This is a genomic window from Leucothrix mucor DSM 2157 (assembly GCF_000419525.1).
GTDB lineage: Bacteria > Pseudomonadota > Gammaproteobacteria > Thiotrichales > Thiotrichaceae > Leucothrix > Leucothrix mucor.
In genome coordinates, this window is record NZ_ATTE01000001.1 from 2,024,988 (window position 1) to 2,045,002 (window position 20,015).

General features: G+C 48.2%; 21 protein-coding genes and 4 tRNA genes. 11 read left to right on the plus strand and 14 right to left on the minus strand.

Annotation, left to right across the window (positions count from 1 at the left end; translation table 11 throughout):
* Positions 1–323: 323 nt before the first annotated feature.
* From LEUMU_RS28765 to LEUMU_RS0109030, 5 genes are all read right to left on the minus strand, one after another.
* Positions 324–482, minus strand: coding sequence for a hypothetical protein (locus LEUMU_RS28765; RefSeq protein WP_022951964.1), 159 nt, complete (start codon positions 480–482; stop codon positions 324–326).
* A gap of 274 nt (positions 483–756) precedes the next feature.
* Positions 757–843: transfer RNA gene (locus tag LEUMU_RS0109015), tRNA-Leu, on the minus strand.
* 36 nt (positions 844–879) lie between these two features.
* A tRNA-Cys gene (locus LEUMU_RS0109020) sits at positions 880–953 on the minus strand.
* Positions 954–980: 27 nt separating this feature from the next.
* Positions 981–1,055 (minus strand) — tRNA-Gly (locus LEUMU_RS0109025).
* 80 nt (positions 1,056–1,135) lie between these two features.
* A tRNA-Gly gene (locus LEUMU_RS0109030) sits at positions 1,136–1,210 on the minus strand.
* Between the two features lie 483 nt (positions 1,211–1,693).
* Here LEUMU_RS0109030 and dksA point away from each other — a divergent pair.
* Positions 1,694–2,137, plus strand: coding sequence for an RNA polymerase-binding protein DksA (gene dksA / locus LEUMU_RS0109035; RefSeq protein ID WP_022951965.1), 444 nt, complete (start codon positions 1,694–1,696; stop codon positions 2,135–2,137).
* Between the two features lie 21 nt (positions 2,138–2,158).
* Here dksA and pgeF read toward each other — a convergent pair whose 3' ends face one another.
* Positions 2,159–2,914 (minus strand): peptidoglycan editing factor PgeF, encoded by a 756-nt coding sequence (gene pgeF / locus LEUMU_RS0109040; RefSeq protein WP_022951966.1) that lies wholly within the window; start codon positions 2,912–2,914, stop codon positions 2,159–2,161.
* Positions 2,901–3,863, minus strand: coding sequence for a 23S rRNA pseudouridine(1911/1915/1917) synthase RluD (gene rluD, locus LEUMU_RS25315; RefSeq protein ID WP_022951967.1), 963 nt, complete (start codon positions 3,861–3,863; stop codon positions 2,901–2,903). The genes pgeF and rluD overlap by 14 nt, the downstream gene beginning before the upstream one ends.
* Positions 3,864–4,040: 177 nt before the next feature.
* Between rluD and LEUMU_RS0109050 the strand changes: the two genes are divergently transcribed.
* Positions 4,041–4,820 (plus strand): outer membrane protein assembly factor BamD, encoded by a 780-nt coding sequence (locus LEUMU_RS0109050; protein ID WP_022951968.1) that lies wholly within the window; start codon positions 4,041–4,043, stop codon positions 4,818–4,820.
* A 192-nt stretch (positions 4,821–5,012) separates the two neighbouring features.
* On the opposite strand, the gene radC is transcribed toward LEUMU_RS0109050, so the two are convergent.
* Positions 5,013–5,684, minus strand: a complete 672-nt coding sequence (radC, locus tag LEUMU_RS0109055) for a RadC family protein (protein WP_022951969.1) — start codon at positions 5,682–5,684, stop codon at positions 5,013–5,015.
* Positions 5,685–5,720: 36 nt separating this feature from the next.
* Here radC and coaBC point away from each other — a divergent pair, with 36 nt between their 5' ends.
* Genes coaBC through argB form a run of 4 tightly spaced genes read left to right on the plus strand, consistent with a single transcriptional unit; the run spans position 5,721 to position 9,766 of the window.
* On the plus strand, positions 5,721–6,950 hold the full coding sequence (gene coaBC, locus LEUMU_RS0109060) for a bifunctional phosphopantothenoylcysteine decarboxylase/phosphopantothenate--cysteine ligase CoaBC (RefSeq protein WP_022951970.1): 1,230 nt from the start codon (positions 5,721–5,723) through the stop codon (positions 6,948–6,950).
* Positions 6,947–7,405: a dUTP diphosphatase gene (dut, locus tag LEUMU_RS0109065; RefSeq protein WP_022951971.1), complete on the plus strand. Its 459-nt coding sequence runs from the start codon at positions 6,947–6,949 to the stop codon at positions 7,403–7,405. The genes coaBC and dut overlap by 4 nt, the downstream gene beginning before the upstream one ends.
* Positions 7,406–7,447: 42 nt before the next feature.
* Positions 7,448–8,836 carry a phosphomannomutase/phosphoglucomutase gene (locus LEUMU_RS0109070; RefSeq protein WP_022951972.1) on the plus strand — a complete coding sequence of 463 codons (1,389 nt, stop codon included), beginning with the start codon at positions 7,448–7,450 and terminating at the stop codon, positions 8,834–8,836.
* 39 nt (positions 8,837–8,875) lie between these two features.
* Entirely contained in the window at positions 8,876–9,766 is an 891-nt protein-coding gene (gene argB, locus LEUMU_RS0109075; RefSeq protein WP_040504274.1) for an acetylglutamate kinase, read from the plus strand.
* Between the two features lie 26 nt (positions 9,767–9,792).
* Here argB and LEUMU_RS0109080 read toward each other — a convergent pair whose 3' ends face one another.
* The 3 genes from LEUMU_RS0109080 to LEUMU_RS25320 all read right to left on the minus strand — a co-directional run bounded on the left by LEUMU_RS0109080 (position 9,793) and on the right by LEUMU_RS25320 (position 12,268).
* Positions 9,793–10,107, minus strand: coding sequence for a hypothetical protein (locus LEUMU_RS0109080; protein WP_022951974.1), 315 nt, complete (start codon positions 10,105–10,107; stop codon positions 9,793–9,795).
* Complete coding sequence (locus LEUMU_RS0109085; RefSeq protein ID WP_245570693.1) at positions 10,104–10,448, minus strand: methyltransferase family protein; 345 nt, start codon at positions 10,446–10,448, stop codon at positions 10,104–10,106. Before LEUMU_RS0109085 ends, LEUMU_RS0109080 begins: the two co-directional genes overlap by 4 nt.
* Positions 10,449–10,681: 233 nt before the next feature.
* Entirely contained in the window at positions 10,682–12,268 is a 1,587-nt protein-coding gene (locus LEUMU_RS25320) for a PQQ-dependent sugar dehydrogenase (RefSeq protein WP_022951976.1), read from the minus strand.
* Between the two features lie 121 nt (positions 12,269–12,389).
* On the opposite strand from LEUMU_RS25320, the gene LEUMU_RS0109095 reads away from it, so the two are divergent.
* The 3 genes from LEUMU_RS0109095 (at position 12,390) to creD (ending at position 14,955) form a co-directional block, all read left to right on the plus strand.
* Positions 12,390–12,887: a disulfide bond formation protein B gene (locus LEUMU_RS0109095; RefSeq protein ID WP_022951977.1), complete on the plus strand. Its 498-nt coding sequence runs from the start codon at positions 12,390–12,392 to the stop codon at positions 12,885–12,887.
* Between the two features lie 48 nt (positions 12,888–12,935).
* Positions 12,936–13,286: a Grx4 family monothiol glutaredoxin gene (grxD, locus tag LEUMU_RS0109100; protein ID WP_022951978.1), complete on the plus strand. Its 351-nt coding sequence runs from the start codon at positions 12,936–12,938 to the stop codon at positions 13,284–13,286.
* Between the two features lie 136 nt (positions 13,287–13,422).
* On the plus strand, positions 13,423–14,955 hold the full coding sequence (creD, locus tag LEUMU_RS25325; protein ID WP_022951979.1) for a cell envelope integrity protein CreD: 1,533 nt from the start codon (positions 13,423–13,425) through the stop codon (positions 14,953–14,955).
* Here creD and LEUMU_RS0109110 read toward each other — a convergent pair.
* Together LEUMU_RS0109110 and mnmH are read right to left on the minus strand one after the other, a co-directional pair.
* A complete protein-coding gene (locus tag LEUMU_RS0109110; RefSeq protein WP_022951980.1) occupies positions 14,952–15,395 on the minus strand; it encodes a protein YgfX in 444 nt (147 codons plus the stop codon). The genes creD and LEUMU_RS0109110 overlap by 4 nt on opposite strands.
* 66 nt (positions 15,396–15,461) lie before the next feature.
* Entirely contained in the window at positions 15,462–16,577 is a 1,116-nt protein-coding gene (gene mnmH / locus LEUMU_RS0109115; protein WP_022951981.1) for a tRNA 2-selenouridine(34) synthase MnmH, read from the minus strand.
* Positions 16,578–16,680: 103 nt separating this feature from the next.
* Here mnmH and mnmA point away from each other — a divergent pair, with 103 nt between their 5' ends.
* A complete protein-coding gene (mnmA, locus tag LEUMU_RS0109120; RefSeq protein ID WP_022951982.1) occupies positions 16,681–17,814 on the plus strand; it encodes a tRNA 2-thiouridine(34) synthase MnmA in 1,134 nt (377 codons plus the stop codon).
* 48 nt (positions 17,815–17,862) lie between these two features.
* The gene (gene hflD / locus LEUMU_RS0109125) at positions 17,863–18,504 is read left to right on the plus strand and encodes a high frequency lysogenization protein HflD (RefSeq protein WP_022951983.1); all 642 of its coding nucleotides are present in this window, start codon (positions 17,863–17,865) and stop codon (positions 18,502–18,504) included.
* Between the two features lie 73 nt (positions 18,505–18,577).
* On the opposite strand, the gene gltX is transcribed toward hflD, so the two are convergent.
* Entirely contained in the window at positions 18,578–19,984 is a 1,407-nt protein-coding gene (gene gltX, locus LEUMU_RS0109130; RefSeq protein WP_022951984.1) for a glutamate--tRNA ligase, read from the minus strand.
* Positions 19,985–20,015: the final 31 nt, after the last annotated feature.

A 20,015-nucleotide genomic window follows, 5' to 3' on the forward strand; every position in this document is an offset into this window, starting at 1 on the left:
TAAGGGTATCAACTGCCCTATTCTAATCCACAGTGCCAAAATGTGCTGGTTCGACGTCATAGAGGGATACATGACAGGTGCAGATGATTACATGTTTATGCCTTCCCATCCTCATGAATTTTTATCGCGCATACGCCATTTAATCTCAGGTAATAACCCGGTGAGACCAGAGGAGCTATTAGACGCTAGAGCGACAATGTCAGGCGCACAAAAAAGAGAGTCACTACCCACGGAAGATGCGTGGCTAGCGATGGAAAAGGAACAACCATTGCAAGGGGTTAGTAGCAGAGTAACCTCAGAAAACCCGAAAAAATAGCATTCAATTAAATGAGAAAACCAATAATCACTAAAGCTAAACCAGAGGCAAGAATTAACCCACCTTTATCATTGATCAACTTTGGACGTGCTTCCTGAGGTTTTTTAACGCTAACGCCCCAAAAAGAGAGCAATGCCGCCCCAATAATGACAAGTAAATAACCCATATCTGTATCTCCATTACGTGTACTAACTATTTATCGGTAGCCGAATAGACTCTTCTCTTGATAACTATCGAGATGGTGTGTTCATTCTATCAGACAGCGACTATCGATTGGATAAGCTTTTCTCCAAGACCGGAACAGCAGTATACCTGCTTCCTTGATACAATACGGGATGCTTAAACAAAATAGCGTAGAACCTACCACTGATTTAGGTGGGTATTGGCTTTTTAAGATTTTAAATAAGTCAGAAGTGACTTTGAGGATTGTTCTTTAAGCATGGTGCCTGGAGCCGGAATCGAACCGGCACGGTGTTTCCACCGAGGGATTTTAAGTCCCTTGCGTCTACCAATTTCGCCATCCAGGCAATACTGAACTGTACTGCAAGATACTTCGTAAATTGTGGAGGCTAGACCCGGAATCGAACCGAGGTACACGGATTTGCAATCCGCTGCATAACCACTCTGCCATCCAGCCTTAAAATATTTACAAAGGTGAAGAATTTGGAGCGGGAAACGAGATTCGAACTCGCGACCCCAACCTTGGCAAGGTTGTGCTCTACCACTGAGCTATTCCCGCAACAATTAAAACATGGTATTTGTGCTTTATGTCTCTGCTAAGTGTGGTAAACCGAAGCAAATCATAATGCCTATCATCTCTGGAGCGGGAAACGAGATTCGAACTCGCGACCCCAACCTTGGCAAGGTTGTGCTCTACCACTGAGCTATTCCCGCGTCGAGGTGGCGTATATTACGAATGTCGGTCGTATCTGTCAACCGATGATATTAACTTTTTTCAAACTTTTTTCTTTGGCGCTTAAAAATCCAATTTTGAACTTTATGTTCGTTGGATTGCCTTAGGAGTGATGTATAAGGGATAGCCGCCAATCTCCCCCCGGACTAGCGCGCTTTTCTGGTTTCCATATGACCGTTATTTTGTTGCGTTGGTCACTATATAGATACGCATTCGATGTAAAAACGCTATCTTGTTTTGAGGTTTTGTAAAATCTTCCAGCAACTAACAAGAAAATATGGAATGAAATACATCATTTTTTATCAACCAGATACAAGTTATCTATGGTTCATCGAAACTTAGCTTTACCTTGATCAAAAATAAGCTATAATCCCCGCGCTTTTGGCACCTTATGTGCTAGAAACGATTTAGGGGAAAATAACGTTCTACAAATAACCCTCCCAAATACCTAGATGGATTTAGCAATGACAGCACAAATTACACGCAAATCTGCCCTTCCTGTTGATGGTGTTGAGCCATATGTTCCTGCTGCAGATGAGGAATACATGAATGAAAACCAAATGGCTCACTTCCGTGAGATTTTGGTTAAGTGGCAACAGTCTTTGGTTGATGAAGTTAACCGCACCGTAGATCACATGCAGGAAGATGCTAGCAACTTCTCTGATCCAGCTGACCGTGCGACTCAAGAAGAAGAATTCACATTAGAACTGCGCGCACGTGACCGTGAACGCAAACTAATCCGTAAGATAGAGAAGACCATCAAGCGTCTGGATGATGACGACTACGGCTTCTGTGATGCCTGTGGTATCGAGATTGGGTTGCAGCGTCTGGAAGTCAGACCAACTGCTGAGCTCTGCATCGACTGCAAAGCGACTCAGGAAATCAAAGAGAAACAACTGGCTAACTAATTGGAGCCTAATCCGAGAGGATTATGACTCCAGCCAGATAAGAGCGGCCATTCTGCCGGTGCGTGATTCGCGCCGGTAGGAGTAAAATTGGTCGGCTTGCGCATAGGTACAATGCGTTCCACCATAGATATTATCACTGGCGATGCCAAATCGCTCTAGCCTCAGGCGTGCCAACGCATACAGATCAGCTAACCACTTCCCTGCTCCATGCACTTTAAACGCCTGTTCAGAGGATGGTTGAGACTGTACAAAAGCTTCGCGCACTTCATCACCGACTTCAAAGTGCTGCGGCCCAATGGCTGCGCCCATCCACACTAAAATATCTTCTACCTTGCAATCCATGGCTTGAATCGTGGACTCCAATACACCCGCTTCCAAACCACGCCAGCCCGCATGCGCACCAGCAACTACTGTGCCTTGCGTATTGCAAAAGAGTACAGGTAAACAGTCTGCAGTCATAATCGCGCAAACCTTTGCAACGCCTTTGGCTACCGAAGCGTCGGCCTGTGTGGCCTGCTCTGCTTCGCCCACGCTAGCTACCGTCGTGCCATGTACCTGAGTTAACCATAACGGCTCATCGGGCAATTGCAGTTCACGGCGCACAGTCTCTCGGTTACTTAATACAGCCCGCGGGTCATCATCGACATGATCACCCAGATTTAACGCATCAAATGGGGCTTGGCTAATCCCACCGCTACGGGTAGTCATCACCGCCCGCACCGCTTTGGGCGCAGGCCAGTCAGGGTAAATCCAGTCTTTGACGCTAGATTGGCTCACTCGGTGCCGCCTCCAGGATACTAATTAGTTTGTGCATATCCTCTGGCATTTCCGCTTCGATCGACAGTGGCTCACCCGTAATCGGATGCTCCAAGCTCAAGCGTCTGGCATGCAGCGCTTGTCTTGGGAAATGACGCACGGCTTCAGCTTGCTCAGCATCTAAACCAGACGGTATCCGCAAGCGACCACCATAAGTACGGTCACCCACAATCGGATTATGACGGTGGCTTAAGTGAACACGAATTTGGTGTGTACGGCCTGTTTCCAGGTGTACCCGTAATAATGTGTGGTATTTCAGGCGCTGCTCAATGCGAAAATGCGTAATGGCATGTTTACCACCTGTCTCAACAACCGCCATGCGCTTGCGATCAGTATGATGACGGCCAATATTGGATTCAATCGTACCACCAGAGATCAGCTCACCATAAACTAACGCTTGGTATTCGCGGCTAATATTGCGTTCTTGCAAGGCTTCGATCAGCGCATAGTGCGATTTCAAATCCTTAGCAACCATCATCAAACCGGTCGTGTCTTTATCCAAGCGATGCACAATACCAGCACGTGGCAGGTCATTTTGCGTATCGTTGTGCGCTAGCAAGGCGTTCATTAACGTGCCGCTCCAGTTTCCTGCGGCGGGATGAACCACTAAACCGGCTGGTTTGTTTAATATCAACAGATGTTCATCTTCGTAACGGATATCTAATGGTATATTCTCAGGCTCGAAGTCAGAACGCTGGATTGGGGTTACTTTAATTTGGATACGCTCGCCACCAATTACTTTTTCTTTGGCGGATAGCACACGGTCATCAATCAGGATATCCCCTGCTTTTAGCCACTTTTGAAGTTGGCTGCGAGAGTATTCGGGGCATAGATCGGCAATTACCCGATCAACTCGCTGATTGAAACCGGATTCCGGAACGATAAGTTCAATAATTTCCACGTCTGACATTGATGGTCTATAATCACATTGCTAAATAATGTGGGGATTATACGGCATATCATCGTGCGCATGTCGTAATTCGCTTGCGATGCAGTGTATAATTCTTGTTTAAAGGTTGACGGGGAGCTAACAGAATGGATCTGCGAGTACGTTCCCACCAATAATCATAATTAAGAGTCACAGACTATGAACCGATGGAAACTTCTGGCAATCGCTTCACTGGCAATAAGCCTTTCGGCATGTTCAATGCTGAGCCAAAATAAAGATAAAGAGACAAAAGTTGACAGCACAGTGAGTGCAGAGCAACTGCTAAAGCAAGGACGCGACGCCACTAAAGCCAGAGATTACGAGGCAGCGATCAAAAGCTTTGAATCATTGGAAGCACGCTACCCTTTAGGTAAATTTGCAGAGCAAGCGATGCTTGAGTCGGCTTATGCCTATTACAAGTATGATGAGGCGGATACCGCTCTGGATACCATCGACCGCTTTATGCGCATGTATCCTCGTAGCGCACGAATTGATTATGCGCTGTACTTACGCGGCTTGGTTAACTTTAACCGTGGCGGCAGTATTGTTGACCGTATTTTCCCAAGAAGCTTCTCGGATCTGGACTCAGTCCGTAAAAAGGAGGCCTTCCATGACTTCCAACGCCTGCTGACTCGTCACCCTGACAGCAAATATGCACCGGATGCTGCGAAGCGACTGGGCTACTTAAGAAATACATTGGGCGGTACTGAAGCGAATATCGGTAAATACTACATGAAACGTGGCGCGTATCTGGCTGCTTTCAACCGTGCGGAATACACGATTAAGCACCATCAGGGAACACCTGCAGTGATTGATGCCTTGCAGATTAAAGTCTGTGCAGCACGTGCGCTGAAACGGGAAAAAATTGCTAGTGATGCGATGCGTGTATTGCAGCTTAACTTCCCTAACAAGACGGAATTCAGCTGTAACTTTAATTAATCAGCTGATTACACAGTAAGAACTAAAAAGGCAGCGAATTAATCGCTGCCTTTTTTTATGGATGCCTTTCTGCTTTCGCTAACTGGCTAACTGGCTAACTGGCTAACTGGCTAACTGGCTAACTGGCTAACTGGCTAACTGGCTAACTGGCTAACTGGCTAACTGGCTAACGCATGATTTTCCACTGCTTTGTTATAGATAGCCACGCTCAGCAAATGAAACTACTTCATCCCCAATCACAAAATGATCTAACACGCGCACATCCACCAAATTCAACGCTTCTTTCAAGCGATCAGTAATCCGATGATCTGCCTGACTAGGTTCAGCAACGCCCGAAGGATGATTATGAGCAAAGATTATTGCCGCCGCATTATGATGAATCGCATGTCTAACCACTTCACGCGGATGCACACTGGCACTATCAATCGTTCCTCGAAACAGCTCTTCATACTCAATCACACGATGCTTATTATCCAGAAATAAACAAGCAAAAACCTCATAAGGATAGCCGCGTAAACGATGCGTCAGATAATTACGAACCGCATTCACATCTGTCAACGCCTCGCCATGCCTGAGCTTCTCCTCCAGATAGCGACGACTCATTTCCACCACCGCCTGCAACTGCACAAACTTAGCCTGACCCAAACCTTTGCTTTGACAAAAGCGAGCCTCATTCGCGCCCAATAGCTCACGCAAACCGCCAGCATCGCTCAAAATGTCTCTCGCGAGATCAACAGCAGTCTTGCCTTTAATCCCGGTTCTAAGGAAAATCGCCAACAACTCGGCATCTGAAAGTGCCTCAGGACCACGTTGCAGTAATTTTTCGCGTGGCCGATCTTCAATTGCCCAATCTGTAATTGCCATAGAGTTTATTTTTCTTAATTTTGGTAGAATTAAAGTATGACCAAATTATCTGCTAAGAACATCCTTATAGGGATAAGTGGCGGCATTGCAGCCTATAAATCTGCCGAGCTTGTCCGTTTATTCATTAAGTCCGGAGCCAATGTGCGCGTCTGTATGACGCCGGGTGCGCGTGAATTCATTACGCCACTCACATTGCAGGCGCTCTCTGGCAATCCGGTTCACACGGCGCTGCTCGACCCTGAAGCCGAAGCAGGCATGGGGCATATTGAGCTGGCTCGCTGGGCTGACTTGATAGTCATAGCCCCTGCGACCGCGGATTTGATGGCACGCTTACGCATCGGCATGGCGGATGACCTATTAAGCACACTGGTGCTTGCCACCGCAGCACCGGTGCATATTGCACCTGCCATGAATCAGCAAATGTGGGCGCATCCTGCAACACAGGAGAATGTGAATATTCTCAAGCAGCGCCATCATATTCATGGGCCAGCCGCCGGCGAGCAAGCCTGTGGCGATGTGGGCTATGGCCGCATGCTGGAGCCACAGCAAATTGTTGATGCCGTAAGTGCCACACTGGAGCTAACCCACACTCCAAGACCCAAGACGTTGGCCGGTCATCGACTATTAATCACAGCCGGTCCGACACGCGAGCCGCTCGACCCTGTACGCTACCTTACCAATCGCAGCTCAGGTAAAATGGGCTATGCAATTGCTGAAGCAGCCGCCTCAATGGGTGCTGAAGTGGTATTGGTTTCAGGACCGACTCAACTCGATACGCCTGAAGGTGTTCGCCGAATTAATATAGAAACTGCCGCCGAAATGCTTGAGGCAGTGACTAGTGAAGTGCCGGGTACCTCGATTTTTATCGCCGCCGCCGCCGTTGCAGATTATCGCTTGAAAGAAGTCGCGACTAAAAAAATGAAAAAACAAGGATCTGCGCTACACTTAGAGTTAGAACAAAACCCTGACATTCTGGCCAAAACCAGCTTGGGTAACCCCGATTTATTTACGGTCGGTTTTGCTGCCGAAACGGATGACGTGATTCATTACGCTTCCGGCAAGCTCAAACGTAAGCAGCTGGATATGATCGTTGCCAATCAAGTCGGCAACGGTAAAGGCTTCGATAAAGACAGCAATCAGGTCGATATCCTCACCGCTGCCGGTGGCCACTTTACGTTACCAGAAGCCAGTAAAACTCAGCTGGCCTTTGAGATTCTTGACATTATCAATACCGTTTACCAACAAGGACAAGTACGACTCACATGATTCCAAGCATCGAGTACAAAATATTAGACCCCAGAGTGGGCGACACAATTCCATTACCAAGCTACGCCACTGATGGCTCAGCGGGTATGGATTTACGAGCCTGCCTCGATGATGCGCTAGTGCTTGAAGCTGGCCAAACGGAGTTAATACCCACGGGGATCGCAATTCACATTGCAGACCCCGGCATTGCAGCAACCATCCTGCCACGCTCAGGATTGGGCCATAAACATGGCTTAGTATTGGGCAATTTGGTGGGATTAATTGATTCTGATTATCAGGGTCAGCTATTTATTTCCTGCTGGAACCGAAGCCAAACGGCTTACACGATTGAACCTGGCGACCGCATAGCGCAACTAGTCTTTGTGCCTGTGTTACAAGTCAGCCTAAAACCCGTCGATAGCTTTGATAGCAGTGAGCGTGGTGCAGGTGGTTTCGGACACTCAGGAAAACAATAATGATTAAAATAATACCTATATACCCCCGAGTGGAGCAGTCTTATGCAACCTATTCAACCCGAGATTTTTCGTGCCTATGATATTCGTGGCAAAGTAAACGAAGAGTTTTTCCCGCCGGATGCTTATGCAATCGGCTTGGTGATTGGTCATAACTTACTAAAACAAGGCCGATGCAAAATCTTGCTCGGCCGTGATGGCCGCTTAAGTAGCCCCATCATTAAACAGAGCTTGCTGAGTGGCTTGCTTGATTCTGGCTGCGATGTAGTCGACCTGGGCTTAACCCCTACTCCGGTCGCCTATTTTGCATTGGCACATCTGGAGATTCCGGATGCTGTCGTTGTCACGGCCAGTCACAACCCCGGTCATTACAACGGCATCAAAATGGTTATGGATAGCGCCCCGCTGTCTAAGGAAGCCATTCGCCAGATTTATGATTCGATTTTTGAAAAGCAATTCTCGGCATCTGAAGTCGTCGGTCAGCATCATCACTATGACACGATTTTGGACGACTACAACCGTGCAGTGATTGCTGACATTAAGATGAGTAAGTCCTTAAAAATCGCGGTCGACTGCGGAAATGGCGTGACGTCATTACATGCAGAAGCGCTATTTAAAGGCATTGGCTGCGAAGTCACCCCCTTGTTTTGCGAGTTAGATGGTAACTTTCCGAATCATTCGCCAGATCCCACTGAGCCTGCGAATCTTCGTGCGCTGCAAGAGCTGGTAGTTAAGAACAAGCTGGATATCGGTATTGCCTTTGATGGTGATGGCGATCGCGTGATTGCGGTCGATAATCAAGGCAAAATCCTTTGGCCAGATCGCATTATGATCCTGCTGGCCAAAGCCATGCTTAAAGAGAATCCCGGTGCGACGGTGGTTTGCGATGTGAAGTGCAGCTACCTACTGAATAATGCGGTGCAAGAAGCTGGCGGTGAGATTTCCTTATGCCCAACCGGACACTCGCACCTAAAGCGCCAAACACTGAAACACGATGCCATTTTGGGTGGTGAGTTTAGCGGCCATATTATTCTGCGCGATCGCTGGTCCAACTACGATGATGGTTTATATGCAGCAGCCCGCTTAATAGAGCTTCTAGCCAACTCCGAACTCACTTGCGAGCAACAGTTTGCTGAGCTACCCGATAACTACAGCACACCAGAGTACCGGCTTGATCTAGGCAATGCCACAGCGGCGCACGCCATGATTGCCACGCTGATTAGTAGTGCACACTTTAATGATGCCACGCCCTGCATGATTGATGGCATGCGGGTTGACTACAATGATGGCTGGGGCCTAATGCGCGCGTCTAATACCAGTCCGGACCTCACCTTCCGCTTTGAAGCGGCGACTGAGCAACGATTAGAGGCGATTAAAGTACCATTTCGGGATTTACTCCGCGAGGTCGGAATAAAAGCTGATTTGCCGTTCTGATTGTTTCATAATGAGCTTTTTACTAACCCAGTTGATGCCATGACAGAAACCACTAAGCATGATGACATCGGTAGTATTTTAACCGAAGCCCTTCCCTATATTCAGCGCTATGCTGGCAAAACCATCGTAATCAAATACGGTGGCAATGCGATGACGGACCCTGAGCTGGAAAAAAGCTTCGCTAAGGACGTTGTACTACTGAAGCAAGTCGGCATCAATCCAGTCATCGTACATGGTGGCGGCCCACAAATTGCCAGCTTGCTCAAGCAACTTGGCAAAGAAAGCCATTTCATCGACGGCATGCGCGTTACCGATACGGAAACCATGGATGTGGTTCAGATGGTACTGGGCGGTCTGGTCAATAAGCAAATCGTTGGCATGATCAGCCAAGCCGGTGGCCGTGCGATTGGTTTAACCGGTAAAGATGGCAACCTGATTCGCGCTAAGAAGATGCACATGGAGCGCAAAGCCGGTGTTGATTTACCTTCAGAAATTATTGATCTGGGGCATGTCGGCGAAATTGTCAGCATTAACCCATCTATTCTGAAGGTGCTGGAAAATGAGTCCTTCATTCCAGTCATTGCCCCGATTGGTATGGGCATGGATGGCACCTCCTACAATATCAATGCTGATATCGTCGCAGGTCGCATTTCTGCAGAGCTTAAAGCGGAGCGCTTGTTACTGCTGACCAATACACGCGGCGTACTGGATAAATCCGGTAACTTGCTGACAGGGCTGGATAGTAAGGCGATTCAAGACCTTATTGATGACGGCACCATCCAAGGCGGAATGTTACCTAAAGTAAGCTGTGCACTCGATGCAGCATCAGCTGGCGCAAGCTCATCCTGTATTATCGATGGCCGCGTAGAGCACGCTGTACTATTGGAACTACTGACAGACCAAGGTATTGGAACCCTGATCCGTCAGTAAAGTACCGCGTTAGCTAGAATGCAAACTTAGATTTCCAGTCCTTTTAACTTATAGTGATAAATTGGGACTGGAGTCTGTAGTGGGAAAGAATCCTCAAGCGGAACCGGACGGCCACGATAACCTGGCGTCACATCAAAGGTATTTGCATCTTTATTCCAAACCAAGTCGTAATTAACCTTGCGGTCAACATTCACTGGATTGTACTCGTGAGCGCCCAACGACCAGTGTAAGGTCGGGGATTCATCAATCACGATTTTTGTCTTTGAAAAGTGTGCGCTACCGGCCCATACCACGCCCGGTAATGCGATTAATAGTGCTACATACTTGATACGCTTCTTCATAGCCATCTCCTAACACGGTTTTTATAGTCCAGATACTTTTGCCCGAACTTTTTTGTAAGTATTATTTCTTCCGGAATAATCTGCTGTGTCGTCAGTAACACGATAAACAACGGCAATCCCAGCAATGGTGTAACGCTTCCTAACCAGAGTGCAAATCCCAGCAAATTCGTCAACAAGCCCAGATACATGGGGTTACGGGTGTATTGATACAAGCCCCCATCGACAAGTTCCTGCGAATTATCCGGCTTCATTGGGTTGATTGTTGTTTTAGCTTTGAAGAACAAGGCAATGGCCCACAAATCAAAACTAACCCCAACTGCCAAAATGAACAGTCCAATCATATTCCACGGTTCATGTAGCCACTGCGCTATTGGCATCCATTGATGTAAAAACCACATCAGGGCTGCAATTGACAGAGTATAAACCGGCGGTGGTATCTTAAGCTTAAACATTTTGGCCTTAACTACTCACATGCTCTATTGATTAGGCAGCGAATATGAACCTTTGTTCACCCAATGGCAACCTCTCTATCTTCTCATACCCCTAGAATCAGACCAATTGAGCTTACAAAACTTTACAAAGTGGTAATCCAATTTTGTATTTTTTGCTGTTCTTCTAGTAATAACGGTGAATCAGGGGGCATTGGACGCACAGTATCGTGAAATAAACGCTCTTCAATCAAGCGCATACCTTCGTTTTTCAATAGCCACTGGCTAGGTAAACGCATGGCTTCCACCGTATTAGGCAAGGTATGGCAACTTTGACAACGGGTTAAAAACACCTGTGCTGCCGCCTTATCTATCACTGCAATCGTTGCCTCATTACCAATACCTGGCTTATTCGTTGGCTTAGCATTGTAAGCCTCGCCTCTGGCAATTCGTAATACCGCCTGATTAATATCATCCACCATCCAGATCGCACCATCATCTGCTACGGTAATCCCAACGGGTCGCCCCATTGGTCGAATTCCTGAGACGGCATCCATTTGGCTGATCACTTCATGCGCCTGTGCAATGTTTCCTGATTCGGGATACGCACGCCGGGTGAAAAGTGGATTGCGTCCGGGGTGATTATCATCAATAAAATAATATGCCTGCTTTGAGCGCTTCGGCAAACCAAAGCCATCGACCGCATAACTGACCAAGCGATGACCCGTATCGCGGTAGCCATGCCATGCAACTAGCAGGCTATTTTTCAGCTCTTTAAACATATCACCATTGTAATAACGCATATCTAATGGCGCGGCATGAGCTGGCATTAATACCCAAGGGCGTCGGTGCTCTCGGCGGTCTGCACAAATTTTGCCGCCATGCGTTGGCCAGAGGTGACTGACTTGATCGTTGTCATAACAATACGGCCAGCCATAAAAGCCACCATCTTCCAGCACATTAATCTCCTCAAATGGCTGCTCAGCGCCGGGTAAATCTACACTGTTCTCAGCCTGCAATAACACACCACTGGGGTGACTACTCAGCGCCATGGAGTTGCGCAAGCCACGGGCGATAACTTTAAAAGTAGGAGACCAGCTATTAGTGGCCGCTTGATAAGCGTAACGGCGAACGGCTGCATTGGTATTGGGCGTGTCATTAACTTGGGTACAAAACACCGCACGCGCATCAGCCTTGCAGTCATCGCTCGGCGCGCCCACATTCACAATAAGATTGGAGTCTTTATCAAATATAAAATGTGTGAGTGGATGGCGGTGCGCTTTCCAGTCGGGCAAGTTTCTCACCACGCTCTGCACACCAACCGCCCTATCATTACGAAGACGAAAGCGGAAAATGCGGTTGGATTCACCCACATAAAACTGACCTTTGGGGCCAATCTCCAAGCCATGCGGCAACTTAAGGCGGCTCAGTATTGAGGTTAACGTCGCGGGCTTTTTAGAGGCATCCAGCAGCCAAACATGACCTCTGCCACGCTGCCAACCACCCATATCGGTAATCAGGAATTTCGGTTTGCCGGGGACTTGCACAATGCGGCGCGGCTTTTTCCAGCCATAGGGTTTGCTCCCCTGCGCCACCACACCCACACAAACGTTCTCAGCCGTGCCGACTTGGGCTTGCGGATAGCCATCACACAACTGATCGAATACGGGGTAGTTTTCTGCGAAACACAGGGATGTAAAAAACAAACAATTAAAAATTATTAAATATTTCATAGGCTGACCCGACACTGCGTATAGTTTAAACTTGTTGCAATAAAGACTTCTCCGCCCCTGTCCGCTGCATCATACAGGCAGGAATAACCAACAAATAGTATAAATTACAACGACAATCACTATGACTTCTCAACCTTCTATTCGCCCGATCTTTCTACTTGGCTTTCTGATGTGCGCAGGCATGATCGGGGTCGCTCTATTTGCTCAGTACTATATGTTGCTGGACCCTTGCCCCTTATGCATCTTTGCCCGCGTAGCGACCATGGTTATTGGTGCAGTCTTTTTGTTGGGTGCGATACATAATCCATCAGGCACTACCGGCCGCCGTGTTTACGGTCAGCTGCTAGTACTTGCAGCCCTAGGCGGCATTGCGATTACCGGTCGCCACTCTTACCTGCAGCACCTACCACCAGAGCACGTACCTGCTTGTGGCCCGGGTTTAAGCTATTGGATTGATAACCTTCCTGCTTTTGATGTATTTAGCAAAGTGTTTCAAGGCAGTGGCGAATGCGCCGCAGTCTCCTGGAGCATGTTCGGCCTAAGCATTCCGGAGTGGACTTTAGCAGTCTTCGCAGTGTTCATGATATATGGGCTCAAAGTTCTCATCAAAGGCCGCTAAGTAGTGCTACAATGCGCCCCATTACGCTATTGATAAGAGGATTACACCATGGATGTCATGGATAGAATTAAGAGTGCAGTTGAAGAGAACCCAGTCATCATTTTCATGAAGGGCTCTCCAAAATTGCCACAGTGTGGTTTTTCAAGCCGTACAGCACAGGCGCTAATGGCTTGTGGCGAAGAGTTCGCTTATGTTGATGTGATTCAGGATATGGAAATTTTCCAAAACCTGCCACGTTATGCAGATTGGCCTACATTCCCACAAGTATATGTGGGCGGCGAGCTGATCGGTGGTTGTGATATCACACTAGAAATGTATGAAAGCGGTGATTTATTGCCAGCAATCAAAGCAGCCCGTACTGCCGCTGGTTTGCCAACAGCAGATTCTGCTGAAGGTTAATCGCTTCATCTGTTTTAAAAAGAGCCTCGCCTAGTGCGAGGCTTTTTTATATCTGCACATAATCTGCAAAGCTCCCCCATCCTCACGCAACAAGTCCTCCGTACACTAACTCCATCAACTAATTTGGAGTGCTGTTATGGAAATAATATTTGGAATTTTCGCATTGGTCGTACTGGCCGCCCTTGGCATAGGGAGCGTGATGGTATTGCTGTTTTTCGCCCGCAAAATGGGACTGATGAATTCACAACCGGTGGTGGTCGACCCTGATAATCCGGATGCTCCTGTCAGCGCCAACAGAAACTTCCAACTGCCTCCACTTAAACACTTCAGCCAGTCATTAGTCTCTCGCTTTGCCTTGGTCGCAGTACTCAGTTTACTGATGAGCATTCCGTTAACCCTGGTAGAAAATGTGGTGTATGAACGCGGCCAGCTCTACAACTCAGTACTCAGCAGCATTGCCAGCACCTGGGGGCAGCAACAGCGCTTATCCGGCCCAGCTTTAGTGATTCCGTATACCGAGAAATTTATCAATGAAAGCGTACTCACGGACAAAGATGGCAATCAGCGCAAAGTGAATAAAACCACCTACCAACAGCGCACCGCAATTGTATTACCTGAAAGCCTTACCATCGACAGCCAACTCAATGGCCATGAGCGCAGCCGTGGGATTTATAAATCACTGGTGTATAGCGCCGACCTCAGTCTGAAAGGTCAATTCAAGCGTCCGGATATCGAAAGCCTCTCCAGCAATATCGACACTATTCACTGGGATAAAGCGTGGGTTATGCTGGGCATTTCAGATACTCGTGCCATTAACAAAGTCTCAGCGCTTAACTGGAATAACGATGCTTTAGATTTTGAACCGGGCACTCGCCTGACCAAGCTCATTCAACAAGGCTTTCATGCACCGCTTAAGTTGGATAACACTTCCAAGCTCTACAACTACAACTTAACCCTCAACTTAAACGGCAGCGGCGGATTTTTCTTTGAGCCCTTTGCCAAAACTACAGATGTAAACCTAAAATCCGACTGGCCACATCCAAGCTTTCAAGGCAGCGTATTGCCCAGCGAGCGAGAAATTAGCGATAGCGGCTTTAGTGCACATTGGTCCATTCCCCACTTAGCCCGTAACTACCCGCAGCTTTGGGTGGTTGAAGAGCAGCAATTTGATCTGCATGAGTTTAGCGCTGGGGTGAATTTGTTTGAACCGGTGTCGCTATACTCGCAGATCACTCGCACCATTAAATACGGCATTCTGTTTATTGCCCTCACCTATATCACTTTTGTGATCTTTGAACTCGGCATTAAGCGACGTTTACATATGGTGCAATATGGGGTGATTGGTTTAGCGCTGACCATGTTCTACCTCAGCTTATTGTCTCTGGCTGAGCATATCGACTTTATGCGCGCTTATATTGCGGCGGCGGTGTTGATTAGCGGGATGATCAGCCTGTACGCCTACTCGGCAGTGCGCAGTGCCTCGCGAGCGCTCTTGGTATTTTTATTACTCAGCGGCTTGTATACGATTTTGTATTCGCTATTAAAACTGGAGGATTACGCGTTATTGGTTGGCACGCTGTTATTACTGGTGATCTTGGCGGTGGTGATGTACTTCACCCGTCACATTGCTCAGGAAAAAGCGACGGATCAGCAATTAACAGATGACTAACTAAACCCCACCCGAATTCTTACCCGTAGGCGGCGAAAGGTATCTTTATCTAAGCTGCCTGCGGGGAGAATCACGGTGTAACGGCGCTTTTCAACGGTGAAATTCATAATCACCAACAACGTGCTAACAAAACTATCCGGCATCAACTTCGCCAGTTGCCAATCTCCCGCATAACAACGAATCGCCCACTGCCCTTGCCCATCCTGGTTAATCTCCAGTACCGAGCGTGGCAATTGCTGCCAATAGTGTAGCTTTATAAAATAGCCTGCCAGTGCTACACAAAACAGCCCCGGCAAAATCGCCAGATACCAAGGCCATGGCGTAAACCAAAACACCATTACCGAGATAAATAACAAAGGGAGGATAATCAATAAAGCGGTGCTGCGAGAAACTGGAATCTCCAGTCGTACCGGCGCACTAAAAGGTGAATCCAGTATCATCTGGATAGCACCCGGCAACGCATATTGATTCGCATTATGTAGCGCACAATCACAATCGCTTAGTGATCAGTCACGACCAGCAATAGCCGGCTCTAATAAATGCGCTAACACTTCATCCCGCGAGCCACGGAAATAAATCCGCTCTTGTTTATCCGAGATTTGGTAGTCATACATCGGGTCGTAATAGTCCAGCAGCAACTCACCAAACACTGGTGCAAAGCCATCGTAATTACGCTGCAGGGCTAACTGCTTTGTGGCACCTTTCATCATTTGCAACATGCGTGAAAAACGCACGCCACCTAAGCGTTTGTGCAACTTCGTCAAACTATCAATCAGATGCTTTTCGAGTTTCTGCAGGCCTTGATACTCACCAAACTGGCGGCAATATTCCAAATGAATGTCTTCTGCATATTCCTGAACGGTAATGCCAACACGGTCTTCATCCGGCACTTCCAGCATCACCATTGGCGACTGATTCATTTTAAGATTCAACACCACCGGCACATGCAAGGAGCCCACATTGCGACTTTCATCTTCCACTATCAGCGTTGTGTAACCGGCTGCTTCCGCTTTTAACAGTGCAATCGCTACGCCATTTTCAAAATTGATTTGAGAGGGCTGTGGCGTAGTGGTCGGGCCAAACGCCGAGCCACGGTGATTGGCCAAGCCTTCTAGGTCAATACTATGCGGAATTTGCTTTAACAAGCGCGTTTTTCCGGTACCACTGCGCCCGCTCAACACCACAAAGTTCATCTTATCGACTAGCCGTTCCGTGCTATCTAATAAAAACCGGCGCAGCGCCTTATAACCACCATCAACGCGGGGGTAATCCACAGCACTGTTTTCATAAATCCACTGCTGAGTCGTGCGCGAGCGCAAGCCACCACGGAAGCAATACAACACACCTTCCGGATGCTGCTCAATAAAGGCATTCCAGGCGTGCAGGCGAGCTTCTTTAATCTCACCACTGACCAATTTATGGCCCAGCGTAATCGCCGCTTCCTGCCCATCTTGCTTGTAGCAAGTCCCCACGGCTGCGCGCTCGTCATCACTCATTAGTGGCAAGCTACTGGCACTGGGGAAACTACCTTGGGCGAACTCCACCGGTGCACGCAAATCAATCATCGGGACATCGTTTACAAACAGACGCGCAAAGTCGTCACTGGTCAGCGTTTTCAACATGGCTCACTGCACCGTGCAGGAAAAAAATCGCATTATACATGATAGTGAACAGAGGAATGCCCGGATGCGTGTATTTTGTAATGCGTTGCGGTAGACTTCGCGCATGAATCAAGAAGCCCCCTTAAATCCCGCAGTAAACCCCGCTGACACCCGCGTAATCGTAGGCATGTCTGGCGGCGTTGACTCGTCTGTGACCGCCCTGCTACTGCTTGAACAAGGCTATCAGGTTGAAGGTCTGTTTATGAAAAACTGGGAGGAAGACGATACTGCTGAGTATTGCTCTGCCACCGTTGATTTGGCCGATGCGCAAGCCGTGTGCGATAAGATTGGTATCAAGCTGCACACCGTCAACTTTGCCACGGAATACTGGGACAATGTGTTCGAGTATTTCCTTGCAGAGTACAAGGCTGGCCGCACGCCAAACCCAGACATCATGTGCAATAAGGAAATCAAATTCAAAGCGTTTCTGGAATTTGCCGTGGACTTAGGCGCTGACTATATTGCCACTGGCCACTACGCTCGCGTGGGCCGTGAAGATGGCAAAGTGCAGCTACTAAAAGGTCTGGATGACAATAAAGATCAAAGCTACTTCCTGTACACCTTAGGTCAGGATCAGCTGGCGCGTACCCTATTCCCGGTTGGCGAGTTAGAGAAAAGCAAAGTCCGCGAATACGCGATCAACGCGGATCTGGCGACGGCTAAGAAAAAAGACAGCACCGGTATTTGTTTTATTGGTGAGCGTAAATTCCGCGACTTTTTGCAGCGTTTTTTGCCGGCGCAACCCGGTGACATTGTCGATACTGAAGGCGAAGTGATCGGACGTCATCAAGGCCTGATGTATTACACCCTTGGCCAGCGCCAAGGCTTAGGCATCGGCGGCCTAAAAGACAGCGGTGCTGACCCCTGGTTTGTGGTAGATAAGGATTTAGAGCGCAATCAACTGATCGCCGGACAAGGCCATCACAATGAGCGCCTCTTGAATTCTCAATTAATAGCCTCACAATTAGACTGGGTAGCCGGTGAAGCACCAGCGGATGAATTTACGGCCAAAGCCAAAATTCGCTATCGCCAAGCTGAGCAAGCCTGCCGTGTCAGACGGCTGGATAACGAGCAATGGGCGGTGTGCTTTGACGAGCCACAACGCGCCATTGCACCCGGCCAGTCCGTAGTGTTTTATCAGGACGATGTGTGCCTAGGTGGTGGCATCATTGATTCCATGCAAAAAACTTGTAAATAAGATACTCTCGACAGTCATTAATCCCTAACAGACAGATATTTAAAGACATTGGAACATTCAACACGAAATCGCACCATTGCTCTGGCAGCACTGTTTCAGTGTGTCGAGGGCGTCATGCAACTGGCTAACAAAGGCGTTTGTGATGAAGCCTTGTTCGAGTCTTGCGTTACCAGTATTTTGATCGATGATGCCATCAGCGCGGAAGCGTTGTACGGCGGCCTCGGACCACTGAAACCTGGTCTGAACGCGCTCATCAATCAACTGGGTAATCGCGGCGATGCCCCTGATGGTGGCAAAGGCCGACAGCTGGATGCGACTCAATATGCAATCAGCCTGATGGCGCTTGAAAAGAAGCTGTCTAACAATCCCGACGTGTTTAAGCGCGTGATTGATGGCATTGCTGATGCGCAGCGCCAGCAGGAGTTCTTCTCACCAACACACACCAATATGATTGCGCGACTGGCTGAGCTATATGCCACAACCATTAGCACCATTGGCCCACGCATTATGATTCGCGGTAATCAGGACTACCTGCAAAATACCGAGAATGCAGCCAAAATGCGTAGCTTATTGCTGGCGGGTATTCGTGCAGCGCTGCTGTGGAATCAAGCCGGTGGTACGCGCTGGAAGCTACTGTTTGAGCGCGGCAAAATGCAGCGTGAAGCTCATGAATTACTAAAACGAATCTAACCATTCGAATTAGACACATAAAAAAGGGACTGAGTAATCAGTCCCTTATTTGTATCTGCAATAACCTCAGCAATTAAGCAGGCATTGCCTCAATGGTTGCGATGGCTTTATCGATACGCGCCAAAGTGCGCTCACGACCAACCAGGCTCAAGGTTACATCCAAGCCCGGAGACATTGGCGTGCCAGCAACCGCTAAACGCAGTGGCGGGCCCACTTTACCCAGTTTCAAATCCATCGCTTCGCAACTGGCTTTAATCGCGGATTCAATCGCTTCAGGATTCCAATCGCTTAACTCACTCAGCTGATCGCGAACCGTCTTCAAGATTGCATCAACACCCGGCTTGAACTGCTTGCTCAGGGCTTTCTCGTCATAGGCTTCAAAGTCTTCGAAGAAGTAACGGCTACTAGACACCAGATCAACCAAGGTCTTAGCACGATCACGCTGCGCTTCAATCACATCAGTCAGTGCCGGACCATTGCTGGTGTCCAGTTTTTGATTATCAAGATGCCACTGCAACTGCGCGGCAATATTCTCTGCTGGCAATGTCTTCAGGTATTGCTGGTTCATCCAGATTAATTTGTCAGTGTTAAAGGCTGATGGCGCGCCATGCACATCTTCAATCTTGAAAAACTCCAGCATTTCTTCCAGCGTGAAGATTTCCTGATCGCCATGCGCCCAACCCAAACGAATCAGGTAGTTCAACACCGCTTCTGGCAAGAAACCATCGTCGCGATATTGCATAACGCCAACCGCACCATGACGCTTGGACAGACGCTTTCCATCATCACCCAAAATCATTGGCACGTGAGCAAATTCCGGCAAAGTCGCCCCCAAGGCCAGCATGATATTAATCTGGCGCGGAGTATTATTGATGTGATCATCACCACGAATAACGTGAGTAATATTCATATCAAGATCGTCCACCACAACGGTTAAGTTGTAGGTTGGCGTGCCATCTGAACGCGCGATAATTAGGTCATCCAACTCGCGGTTGTTAATGACAATCTCGCCTTTAACCAAATCATTAATCACCACATCGCCATCCAGCGGATTGCGGAAACGAACGACTGGGTCAACGCCTTCAACAGGCTCAGTACGATCACGGCAGCAACCGTTATAGCGTGGCTTTTCTTTATTCGCCCACTGCTGCTCGCGCATCGCATCCAACTCTTCGCGACTGCAATAACAATGATAAGCATGTCCGGAATCCATTAACTCCTGAATCACTTCAGCATAACGGTCAAAGCGATGAGTCTGGAAAATCGGACCTTCGTCATAATCCAGTCCCAACCATTCCATACCTTCTAAAATCGCCTGAACCGACTCATCCGTCGAGCGTTCGCGGTCGGTATCTTCAATACGCAGTGCAAAAACGCCATTCATTTTACGGGCGTGAAGCCAGCTATAAAGCGCGGTGCGAGCACCACCAATGTGCAGGTAGCCGGTAGGACTTGGAGCAAAACGGGTTTTAACGGTCATGGTAAATATCAGGTCAGCTATTTGAAGGGTG

Excerpts from the sequence above, each read along its gene's own strand:
- LEUMU_RS0109110 (WP_022951980.1), bottom strand. The coding sequence starts at position 15,395 with ATGATACTGGATTCACCTTTTAGTGCGCCGGTACGACTGGAGATTCCA.
- dut (WP_022951971.1), top strand. The coding sequence starts at position 6,947 with ATGATTCCAAGCATCGAGTACAAAATATTAGACCCCAGAGTGGGCGAC.
- LEUMU_RS0109095 (WP_022951977.1), top strand. The coding sequence starts at position 12,390 with ATGACTTCTCAACCTTCTATTCGCCCGATCTTTCTACTTGGCTTTCTG.
- coaBC (WP_022951970.1), top strand. The coding sequence starts at position 5,721 with ATGACCAAATTATCTGCTAAGAACATCCTTATAGGGATAAGTGGCGGC.
- gltX (WP_022951984.1), bottom strand. The coding sequence starts at position 19,984 with ATGACCGTTAAAACCCGTTTTGCTCCAAGTCCTACCGGCTACCTGCAC.
- LEUMU_RS0109070 (WP_022951972.1), top strand. The coding sequence starts at position 7,448 with ATGCAACCTATTCAACCCGAGATTTTTCGTGCCTATGATATTCGTGGC.
- radC (WP_022951969.1), bottom strand. The coding sequence starts at position 5,684 with ATGGCAATTACAGATTGGGCAATTGAAGATCGGCCACGCGAAAAATTA.
- LEUMU_RS25320 (WP_022951976.1), bottom strand. The coding sequence starts at position 12,268 with ATGAAATATTTAATAATTTTTAATTGTTTGTTTTTTACATCCCTGTGT.
- LEUMU_RS0109085 (WP_245570693.1), bottom strand. The coding sequence starts at position 10,448 with ATGATTGGACTGTTCATTTTGGCAGTTGGGGTTAGTTTTGATTTGTGG.
- creD (WP_022951979.1), top strand. The coding sequence starts at position 13,423 with ATGGAAATAATATTTGGAATTTTCGCATTGGTCGTACTGGCCGCCCTT.
- LEUMU_RS0109050 (WP_022951968.1), top strand. The coding sequence starts at position 4,041 with ATGAACCGATGGAAACTTCTGGCAATCGCTTCACTGGCAATAAGCCTT.
- mnmA (WP_022951982.1), top strand. The coding sequence starts at position 16,681 with ATGAATCAAGAAGCCCCCTTAAATCCCGCAGTAAACCCCGCTGACACC.
- grxD (WP_022951978.1), top strand. The coding sequence starts at position 12,936 with ATGGATGTCATGGATAGAATTAAGAGTGCAGTTGAAGAGAACCCAGTC.
- rluD (WP_022951967.1), bottom strand. The coding sequence starts at position 3,863 with ATGTCAGACGTGGAAATTATTGAACTTATCGTTCCGGAATCCGGTTTC.
- dksA (WP_022951965.1), top strand. The coding sequence starts at position 1,694 with ATGACAGCACAAATTACACGCAAATCTGCCCTTCCTGTTGATGGTGTT.
- argB (WP_040504274.1), top strand. The coding sequence starts at position 8,876 with ATGACAGAAACCACTAAGCATGATGACATCGGTAGTATTTTAACCGAA.
- mnmH (WP_022951981.1), bottom strand. The coding sequence starts at position 16,577 with ATGTTGAAAACGCTGACCAGTGACGACTTTGCGCGTCTGTTTGTAAAC.
- LEUMU_RS0109080 (WP_022951974.1), bottom strand. The coding sequence starts at position 10,107 with ATGAAGAAGCGTATCAAGTATGTAGCACTATTAATCGCATTACCGGGC.
- LEUMU_RS28765 (WP_022951964.1), bottom strand. The coding sequence starts at position 482 with ATGGGTTATTTACTTGTCATTATTGGGGCGGCATTGCTCTCTTTTTGG.